The organism is Mesorhizobium sp. PL10 (genome assembly GCF_053714315.1).
Map to the genome: position 1 here is coordinate 1 of NZ_JBSKBR010000079.1, position 5379 is coordinate 5379.

A 5379-nucleotide genomic window follows, 5' to 3' on the forward strand; every position below is an offset into this window, starting at 1 on the left:
GGAACGAGGACTTTCTCGTCAGCCTCATCTCGTGAAAATTAACTCACCCGATTCCCCTGCCTTTGAGCTTCAGCCTGATGAGGTCGTTGGTTTGTAATAGCGGATATAGTCCTCCCCCTCTTTCGGACTTGCGATGCTGTCGGGGCGATCGAGTGGCGAAGAAACTTTTCATTGCGGCGTTGTCGAGGCAGTTGCCATTGCGTGAATGCTGCGGCTTTCAAGCATGCCGTTGCAGGCTCGCGTGACCGCACTCAAACCAATAATGTCCTGTTGTTGACAGGCTTTAGGCGATGCGTTTTGCTGGATCGGAGAGGGAATATGGGCAGCACCGGAGAGTTGGTCGGACAAGCAGGGCGTCCTGATAGCGAAGGAGGCCCGCACCGCATCTCCGACGCAATGTCGGACCAGCAGAAGACGCGCGAAGTGACGCTTGCCACCGCCGGCGCGGTGGTTGCCCGCGCCGCCCCCGCAATCGTAGCCGTTGTGATGATCATCGTGCATGGCGCTGCGCTGGTGGGGACATGCTGATGGCGGTGCCGGAAGCACCGGAGACATGTGATATCTCGGCATCGGGCAGAGCGGCTTCTCTGTCGCTGCACAGGAAAGCGTAGAGTTCCTTCACGCAAATGCGGGCGTCCTTCTTGTCTTTTTGAAAGGGCGGGACGAGGGGCAACCTGATATCGACCTTTTGGTAGGACGGACTGCGCTCTTCGTACAGCTGGTCAACCTTCTGCTCGATGTCGGCGCCTTGCAGCAGCGGCCGGCTGGTGTCCCTCTTGAGGCGCCTGTGGAGCTCTTTCAGCTCGGTGTCGAGCCAGATCGACCTCGCCTTATTAAGGATCAGGGCTTGATTGGACTCCTTGCCAAAGCAGCCGCCGCCGGTTGCGATGACGATGGGCCCTCTCTCCAGCTGCTTGGCGAGCTCTTTGGTCTCCAGGTCCCTGAAGTGCGCCTCGCCACGGCCAGGGTCGGCGAACATCTCCATCAGATTGCCGTGCTCGGCGACGATACGCTTATCGATGTCGACAAACTCCACCCCCAACTCCTTGGCAAGCTGGGCGCCGATGGTCGACTTGCCGCTCGCCGGCATGCCGACGAGCACGACCGGCCGCGTACCGAGGGCCGCGAGGATCTCGCCGGCTTGCGGCGAGCGAGCGACCGCAATCTGTTGTCTTGCAACGGTGAGCGACCTGGAGGTCCCTGCCGCCCTCGACCTGCTTTCTCCTGACGAGCCCCAGTGTAATATCTCCCAAGCACCACGGGGAATGGGGACCAGCTCGCATTCGCTCTGCGCGCGCTGCGCGAGCTCGGCCCGGTAACTGGCCGGCGTATGGAACTCGACCTCGAAGCGATAGTTCTGCGCGGTTCTGAACGCCGTGTGAACGCCGCGTAACCGCGGCGTGTCCGTCCTGATGAACCAGTTGGTGGTCTCGACCTCGCTGCAGTCCCGCTCCTCGAAGGCCAGTGCCGCCTTCCTGAAGGCGCGCGTAAAAGCCTCGTCCGGGATCTCGAAGACATGGCGCACTGCATTGGTGACCAGTTGGGCCTCCGGCGCCGCGCTCACGCTCTGGCCGGTCAACTCGTCGGCTATCCAGACCTGCCCGCGCGACCGTTGGTCAAGATGCGGCACCTTCACTTCGATGCCGTCCTGCCGCAAAAGCTCGGCAACCGCATGCACAGTTTCGGCAATCGCGCTTTCTTGCGCTTCGGCGGGGGCGGCTTCGAGCCTGGCGCGCTCCAGGGCCTGTTCGCTGCTCAGCGTTATCCTGGTGGCGGGGTCGTCGTCGGCCGAGATTGCTAACGCGCTGGGCAGGATGCGCTTTTCGACGGCGAGTCTGATCGAGGCCTCCATGACCGAGGCCGCCAGCGTGGGGTTGTCCTTCAGATCCGCCAGGCTGCCATCGACGTCGAACCGGCCCTGGTGGAGCTTTGCCGCCTGCGCCTTGACATAGGGCGCCGACTTGAAGCCGGGCCTCCGCTCCAACAACCGCTGCAATTCGGTGGTTTTTTGCATGAATATCCGCGCACCGGTATCGGACTTGTAGGCGTCCGTGCCGACCTTGATGCCGACGCTCAACAGATTGATGGCGCTTTCATGCAGATCGTCCGGGTTATAGCCGTCGGGCCGCGGATCGATGCGCGGCTGGTAGTGGTTGAGCAGGAAGTCGATGCGCTTCCTGGCGTCGGCGGTTGCGGGATAGGATTCGCTGAGTTTCGGGAAGAGCGCGCCGGCGTCGGCGCTGACGGCAGGCTTCGCGCCGGTTGAGGCCACGGATCGCAATAACTGCTGCTTGACATCCGACTGCTCATGAGCCGGCTCGCTATTGAGCTGCAGGTTCCAGGCCTGGAGCTCGGCCACTAGCAAGGCGGCCAGTTCGCAGGCCACCGGATGCCTGGCGGCCTTGCTGTCTTCCCCCGCCCTGGCGATGAGCTCATGGAGGGTCTGGCCATCCGGCCGATCTTCCTGCAACAGTGCGCGGATGTCGGCCTTGAGCTGATGATGAATGCCCTCGTAGGTGCCGAAGATGGCACGCTCTGCAAACCAGCGTTGCGCCTCCAGCGGCTGCGCCAGCATGTTGCGCTGCAGGCAGCTGTAGGTCTCCAGCACCAGCCCGGTGGCCGACAGGATCTGCTTGGACCGGCTGAACTGGTAGCCGCCTTTCTCAATGGCCGGCGTGTGCGACTTCGGCGGCTTCATCGAGGCGATGCCGCGCGCCTGCAGTTGCGCGTCGAACTGGCGCACATGCTCGTAAAGGCGAGGCCGGTCGCCGATGATGACGGCGCTGTCGCCGTCAAAATCGCCGTCGAGCTTTTTTTGTTCGGCGCTTGGAACCGCAACCAAAGAGCCGGGCCCGAACACCTCCGTCGCCTGCAGGATGCCGACGCACTCGAGCGCGGTGTCGGCCTTGACCCGGTCCTTTTCCTCCAGCCAGTGCGAATGGCACTTTACGTCCTCGGCAGACATCACCACCCCGCGCTCGGCGAAATCCGCCGGCCACATTTCGTCGGGCACAACGATCAAGATGCCTTTGGCAAAGAAGGTCGGATCGTCGGCGGCAAGCCCAGCCCCCGACTTGTGCGCGACGTTGAAGCTGTATTGGAAGGCCACGCACCGATCCAGGAACGCCGCGGTCCGATCGCCATCGCGCGCAGACCTGACCCGGTCGGCGGCGAACGGGCGCAGGTTGGGCTTGTCATAGGGGGAGCGTCCGACAAGCACGCCAGCGTCACGGGCCAAAGTCTTGCTCTTGCCCGTCGGCACATGCAGGCATTCGTCGCTGGACGGCACGGCGATAGCGCTCGAACCCTCGATATGCCCGCCCGTGACTGTCCGGAACAGTTCCTCGGCGGTGAGGCTTTGATGGGTTTCAAGCCAAGCCAGAGCCTTCTCGCGGGTCTCCTGCACCACCTCGACGCTGCGCGGATAATGTTGCAGCGCCGAGGGCGGTACCGCCGATTGCCTCTTATCGGCATAGGCAGGCACCCGCTCGGGAGCGTCGTGGCGAGCCCGGGCAATGGCCGGCATACGCTCGGCCAGTGAGGCCCTGATGAAACCGCAGCCGTCATGCGGCCGCAAGGCGATCTCGCCGTCTCGCCCTTCGAACCGGAAGGGATGCAATGCGCCTGCGGGGCGGTCGGGCAGAAGGGACAGCTTGAAGCACCCTTCCAGCGCATAATCATGCGGGCCAACGTCGGGGATGCCCGGCGGCGCGGCAAATCCGCGGCGCTGGGTATAGTAATAGGCTTCCTTGAACGGCGCCCAAGCCCGCGACAGCTGCTCAAAGGCCGTACCCGGAGCCGTCTCGGCATAGGGGATCGCCAAAAGCTTGCCGCTTGGGGCCTCTGCGGCCGCGAAGGGCAGGTGAGAGGCAAGCTTGCTCAGGCTCTCTTGCGGCGGCTTCAGTTTGCTGCCGCCGAACAGGTCCATGCGGTAGGGCACGCCCTCCACGGGGAACGTGCGTGTCAGCATGGCGCCAGTCGGAGTTCCCTTTAGCTGCACCGCCACCACCTTCACCGCGCCCGAGGTCAAGCGGTGGAAAATGGAATAGCGCAACTCGGCTTCGCTGGCCAGCGGCCGGCCTTGCATGTCGACCACCGGCAGCCGCATCAGTCCGGCATCGCCTTGCGGCGGTCTCGGCTCGTGGTCCATGGCCTGAAGGACCCGATGGACATCGAAGCTGGCGGCTGCATGCTGGGCCTGGACCATCGATGCGTTCTGCGCCATGAAGGTGTCGAGCGCTTCGAGCGGCTCCTTCGCCTCGATCTCGGCGATCACGTTCCAGCTCATGTAGGAAAGGTCGGCGTAGATGAGGGCGCGAGCACCGTCTAGGATCTGCCTGGTCTTGCCGTGCAGCTCTTCCTGCCTGGCCTGCAAGGCGAGCTCGTCGCCGTCGACATAGGGCCGCCGGTAGAGCGTCTCCAGCACCGCCCGGGTCTTGAGCACTTGATGGATCGAAAGCGCCAGGCAGCGGCTTGCATTGGCGCCGCTGGTGCACTCGACCTGGCCTGGCTTGAGATGGGCATCGATCTTGTGTTCCACCGCCGGCTGGATGGCGTTGAGCAGGTTCAGCGCCGACCTGCGGTGCCAGCGCAACACCGGCTTCGGGCTGCGAGCCAGCGGCAGCAGGGAGGCGCAAAGATTGCCCATCGTCTCGAGGTTGTTGTCGAGCTTAAACCCGGGAGCGTCACGTAACACCTCGAGCCTGTCCAGACCCGGCTTCGCCAGCGCACCGAGATCGTCCAACAACTGCGCCTTGCCCAACGCCTTGAATATATTCGCGATGGCATGGACATCGGCCTGCTGCAGCCGATCCTCGGCATATTGGAGGTAGTGCGCCAGTTGATGCAGCCCGTCCTTCAGCAAGGCGGGTTCGGCGACCTCGCCGGCGGTCTCCCCCCCCTCGATACCCCGCGACAGACCGTTGGCGATCCTAACTAGCGCAGGCGTGCTGAAAGTGCTGAAGCGACGGCCCTTGGAACCGAGCTCGCCGGCGATGGCAACGATCGCCTTGCGTGCTTTTTCTTCTTGCGGCCACTTGCCGAAACCGTTCACCAGATTGGCCAATTCTTGATCCGAGAATCCGTCGAGATTGCCGGCGCGGGCAACCACCGCGCCGGCGATGGCAACCGTCGCTTCACGCGTCTTCTGCTGGTCCGGCCATCTGCTGAAGCCGTTAACCAAATCGGCCAACTCTGAATCCGAGAATCCGTCGAGATTGCCGGCGCGGGCAACCACCGCGCCGGCGATGACAACCGTCGCTTCACACGTCTTCTGCTGGTCCGACATTGCGTCGGAGATGCAGTGCGGGCCTCCTTCGCGTTCCGGGACTACACCTTGCACGTTCTGTGGGGCTGAATTCTCAACACGCGCCCTTCCCA

Annotated in this window: 1 pseudogene; it reads right to left on the bottom strand. The window is 63.5% G+C overall.

Annotated features, from left to right (window positions below):
• Window positions 1-459: 459 nt before the first annotated feature.
• Window positions 460-5287, bottom strand: a pseudogene (locus tag ACWGTO_RS32580) (shikimate kinase); the annotation flags it as partial.
• Window positions 5288-5379 lie beyond the last annotated feature (92 nt).